The 4,682-nt window shown below is 50.4% G+C and carries 6 protein-coding genes; all 6 read left to right on the top strand.

Annotated elements, in window-relative coordinates; genetic code table 11:
• A partial coding sequence (locus HMPREF2678_RS10415) for an RHS repeat-associated core domain-containing protein (RefSeq protein ID WP_210382720.1) occupies positions 1–647 on the top strand: 647 nt, incomplete at its 5' end.
• Positions 648–649: 2 nt separating this feature from the next.
• Entirely contained in the window at positions 650–1,183 is a 534-nt protein-coding gene (locus tag HMPREF2678_RS09740; RefSeq protein ID WP_070552243.1) for a hypothetical protein, read from the top strand.
• A complete protein-coding gene (locus tag HMPREF2678_RS09735) occupies positions 1,180–1,851 on the top strand; it encodes a hypothetical protein (protein ID WP_034970991.1) in 672 nt (223 codons plus the stop codon). The genes HMPREF2678_RS09740 and HMPREF2678_RS09735 overlap by 4 nt, the downstream gene beginning before the upstream one ends.
• A 34-nt stretch (positions 1,852–1,885) precedes the next feature.
• A complete protein-coding gene (locus HMPREF2678_RS10120) occupies positions 1,886–2,644 on the top strand; it encodes an RHS repeat-associated core domain-containing protein (RefSeq protein WP_083303465.1) in 759 nt (252 codons plus the stop codon).
• A 9-nt stretch (positions 2,645–2,653) separates the two neighbouring features.
• Complete coding sequence (locus HMPREF2678_RS09730) at positions 2,654–3,631, top strand: Imm51 family immunity protein (protein WP_141747090.1); 978 nt, start codon at positions 2,654–2,656, stop codon at positions 3,629–3,631.
• Between the two features lie 319 nt (positions 3,632–3,950).
• The gene (locus HMPREF2678_RS09725) at positions 3,951–4,391 is read left to right on the top strand and encodes an SMI1/KNR4 family protein (RefSeq protein WP_168163095.1); all 441 of its coding nucleotides are present in this window, start codon (positions 3,951–3,953) and stop codon (positions 4,389–4,391) included.
• Positions 4,392–4,682 lie beyond the last annotated feature (291 nt).

Raw genomic sequence — 4,682 nt, 5'->3', positions numbered from 1 at the left:
CCGGTGTCGTCGAGGGACACACCACCCAAACGTTGTACGGTAAGCGTACGTGGTCTGGGCGGTGCACCAGCCCGTTGTTGTTTGCCGGTCAGTATGAGGATGTTGAATCCGGGTGGGCGTACAACCGGTTCCGCTACTACAACCCCACCCTGGGTGCCTACAACGCCCAAGACCCACTCGGACTAGCCCCACGACTAGCCTCGGCACAAGGGTATGTCGACCACGCAGCATACTGGGTCGACGTACTCGGGCTGATGTCACACGTTCGGAGCCCCAAGGATCCACACCCAACCATTTCTGGTCGTAGTGCGGACGGAACATTCCGAGGAGAAAATGGAACTGCAGTAAATGGACGTCGGGCTCACAGCAGCTATTCTGATTTCATCGAAGCACAAGGCTACAAAGCGAACGTTAAAATGCCTGGAGACACACGCATGCGACCAGATGCGATAAAGATTGACGACAGTGGATACATCAGGGAGGTTCGAGAATTGAAGCCTGACTCAGCTACAGGCCAGCGACAAAGCGTCAACCAACTTGCCAAATACAAGGAACATGCCGAGTCTTTCAACCGACAAAATGCAGCTGAACTTGGCGACAGCACTGTGCCAGATGTAATAGCCACCGCCGATTGGTATACTCCCTAAAAATGGACTTCAAAGACTTCAAAAAAACACTAACCGAAGCCGCTAATTCCCACTTCTCCCGCATTGGACGGAAAATGCTTTGGACATACGAAACCGGCGAATTAGCTTTCTTGATTAAATTTGAAAAAGATCCCGAGCGCCCGAGCTACGAAATCAATATTTTCTATGGCCACCAAGATTGGATTACTAGAGAACGGACACAGCTACTCTGCGGAGCGAAAATAGGAATCAGACGACTGGTAGAAAAAGATCAGTTAAAACTTCAAATTGATTACCACGGTACACACGAAAACTTCTACTCGATCTTTTTCAACAGTTACCTCGGAAATACTGACCATGAAGTTCGAACTTTAATTGGTACCCCGGAGCTCAAAGACCTTGAGAAAAGACGTGCTGATTTCGACGAGTTTTTTACGGTACTCAAGGCCAGTTTTGACAACACATCAAATCTACAGACGATAGCCACAAGAGCAGGAGTCACGGTTCCAGATTTTTGGACGAAGGTCGCGCAGCGAATGGAAGACTGCCAACAATGAGCGCTGAACGGATCATCATCAACCTTCCACCCGCTCCAGTCGCCCCATACGAGGTATACGACTACGTGAGTTCGGCTAGCCAGCAAGAAGTACATGCCTCGCCACAGACGCTTCAGCTCCAGCAGCACCTCACGAAGATACTGGCTCCGCACGACCTTCCCGTAGAACTGGTTGGGGATAACTGTATAGGCATTAGTGACTACGACGAGCATATCCCCCGGATACTTCAGTTTATCAGCCCGTTGCTGTCTCGATACCCTACTCTTACGGTCCTTGAATTCTCGGAATTTGTTTGGACCTTTGGCGACGAAAATACCAACTTCTTGACAGAAACATCGGAATACAGCGCCCCGTGGGCAAGTCTGCGCGGTCTACCGTACTGGATTGAATTCATTACCACCAACGCTTGCACAATGGCTGAACTGAACTTAGGAAACGATCCGCGGGACTTCCTGATCATCACCAACGCCACCAAACACCAGCATTACATGCAGTGCTACTACAGCCCCGCCGACCACACCTACCGGGTTGAGATCCGCCTTGGCGATGCCCAGCACCATTACTGGCACACGACTCCCGAAACAAGCACCGTCATCCACGAATTCACCACTTGGATAACCACCGGTACCCATTCAACACACGGATGGCAGAAGCTAAACATCACCTAAAGGCCACAAGCACTGTCAAACCACCGACGGGGTAATCGACTACCACAACACCCTGCCGGTCAAAGCCGGCCGGGCTACCTACACCTACGACGGACTCGGCCGACGCTTAGCCAAAGACACCATCAACACCACCACCGGCGTCGTCGAAGGACACACCACCCAAACCCTGTACGGCAAACGCACGTGGTCCGGTCGATGCACCAGCCCGTTGTTGTTTGCCGGTCAGTATGAGGATGTTGAATCCGGGTGGGCGTACAACCGGTTCCGCTACTACAACCCCACCCTGGGTGCCTACAACGCCCAAGACCCACTCGGACTCGCCCCACGACTCGCCTCAGCCCAGGGGTATGTCGACCACGCAGCATTCTGGGTCGACATGCTGGGGCTAAAGGGTTGCTGGGCTGACGCAAACAAGGTTAAAGACCACTACGTGTACCATTACGTTAATGGAGGAAAAACTACATATGTAGGAATAACCAAGCATCCTAGGATGAGGGCAATCCAACACGCGATAACGCACCCGACCACACGTCCTATAGGCGGAATGCGCGTCCTTAATAGAGACAATCCTTTGGGCAAGTATGAAGCGCGTGGCGTCGAACAGCACCTCATCGAACGCTTAAGAATGTCAAATCCTCCAAAAGTCACACAAGCCGAATATAAAGATCTCGGACTAGAGAATGGTTTGCTCGAAAACAAAATAAATAGCATGAGCAAGAACCATAGGTTCTACAAAGAGGGAACTGAATTCGGAAAAGAATGGATAGAAAATAATTATCCAAATATAAAATAAGGAGTTAACTTGTTAGAATTTTCTTTAGACAGTCCCAAAGGCAGCCGCCCGAAAGCTGGACAGCTCTACCTGATGAAAACCACTCTCGGATACATCCCTGCTGGCGTCACCTCCACCGAAGCATTCTTCGGCGCGGCTGCAATGGTCCACCCTTATCGCGCGCTCATCAGCGACCCATCCGATACATCATGGTTTCCGCTCGTCGAAAAGAACGAACTACTTATTCCACCAATTCAGATCGCCAAGAGTGACTTCAGAAAAGGCGGACCTTTTCAAAGAATCCCAGCGAAAAGCCATCCTAAGACCATCCCTTTTGACAACTACTTCCACTACACACTCGCTGATTTCTGGTCACCAGAGGAGCAAGCATTCGTCCCCGTAACAAGAGAAAATGAGTGGGTACCGAAGGAAAGACGGATCATCAACTACACCATCCACGACACAAATCCGCCGCAAGGCGGCACCACGGATGAAGCCCCAGAAGGCACTTACTTTATGACTGATGTTCTAGGCGGCTATCGTGAAATCGAATATGCTCTTGAAGATGCACTCGCCTACTACGGACTAATCGACACCCCGCGCCCCGCACACCCCGACTTCACCGACAACCAGGAACACGACACAATGCCAACCAACACACAACAAGAAGACCAACCACTCTTCCACCTCGCAGAAATCGACGGCGTGACCACCCTGTTTGCCGCCATGGACACCCTGCCAGAAGAAGCAATCAGCGTCATCGAACAAGCAGGACACACACCCAACGGCTACTTCCTCGACAACCTCACCAAGTACCTACTCCGACAAGCAAACATCACCACCGACGGCATCGAGTTCGACAGCGAAGCAGGCATGTTCAGCCTCATCGGCACCACCGAAACCCTCCAACCACTCCACACCCAACTCACAGACCTGTTCAACAACACAACCGACCTACAACGAACACTCAAGCGAGCTAAAGCCACAGGAACAGACTTCGACGACTAACACACAAGCTTTTGTCCTGACACACTAGAAACCAGCCAGCCGGCCGGAATGGTGCTGCTTAACATTGCCGCTACCTCCCATGACAGACTCGCACCGAGACTAGCCTTGGCACAAGGGTATGTTGACCACACACCACTCTGGGTCGGCATACGCGGACTCATGGGAAAGGAAGCTCACAGTAGTTTCGCAATCGACACCAAGAAACCGTAGCTGGCAAAGAGATCTACACAATCGCACCTGGCCACGTCTTCGCCCCATACGAAGGATGTAGTTCATGTCGATCGCAACGCCTTGATTCATGGCGTGAACAATACTGAATATGACTAGCAGGGGACTTTTAATGATCAACTCAAATGATTTTTTAGACAATCGTAAAGTTCAGCTATACGAAGGTGGTCTAGATAAAATGGAACTGGAAGAGGTTCTTGGTTTTGCTCCTACTTGGTTACCTAGCGATCTTATTGACTTCTATTCCAGGTTCAATGGTGCAGAAATTGGAACGATCGAGGTCGTGCCGCCAGGCCCACTTTTTGACTCATCCAATGCACTCAAAGATTTGAACGAACAGATGGTGGATTCTTGTAGCGATACAGATGATTTCTTTGCCATTGCGTATCTAAACGAAGATTGCTACCTCGTTATTCAACGAGAATCAGAAACCGAACTTAGATGCGGTAAGTATGACTTTGGGGAACACGAGTGGTTCGACGGTGTTGCATTTCAAAGCTTCACCGACTGGATGTATTCACAAAAAACTTAAGCCAACAAACTCAGAGATGACGTGTTCCAGATTTTGTTTCGTTCGAGTAGATGAGAAAATCTGGAACATGCCAAAGGGGCCTGGCCAAGATGTGAAGGATTGAGTAGTCTGCCCTGTTGAGGATCGCTTCCTTGGTTGAGGACCTTTCCATGCATAATGCGAGCACGATAGCGGCTCCGAAGCTGGGCGTTTCATGGCACTCAGCCCGGTTGATGCGTCTTGTCGACCTATTGAGCGAAGGAGGTAGTGCTCCTTTAAAGAGAGTGTCTGATGGTTTGTGTGTGGGTACCT

The sequence above is a fragment of the Corynebacterium sp. HMSC058E07 genome (assembly GCF_001809885.1).
Lineage (GTDB): Bacteria > Actinomycetota > Actinomycetes > Mycobacteriales > Mycobacteriaceae > Corynebacterium > Corynebacterium macclintockiae.
This window is presented reverse-complemented; position numbering and strand designations above follow the sequence as displayed.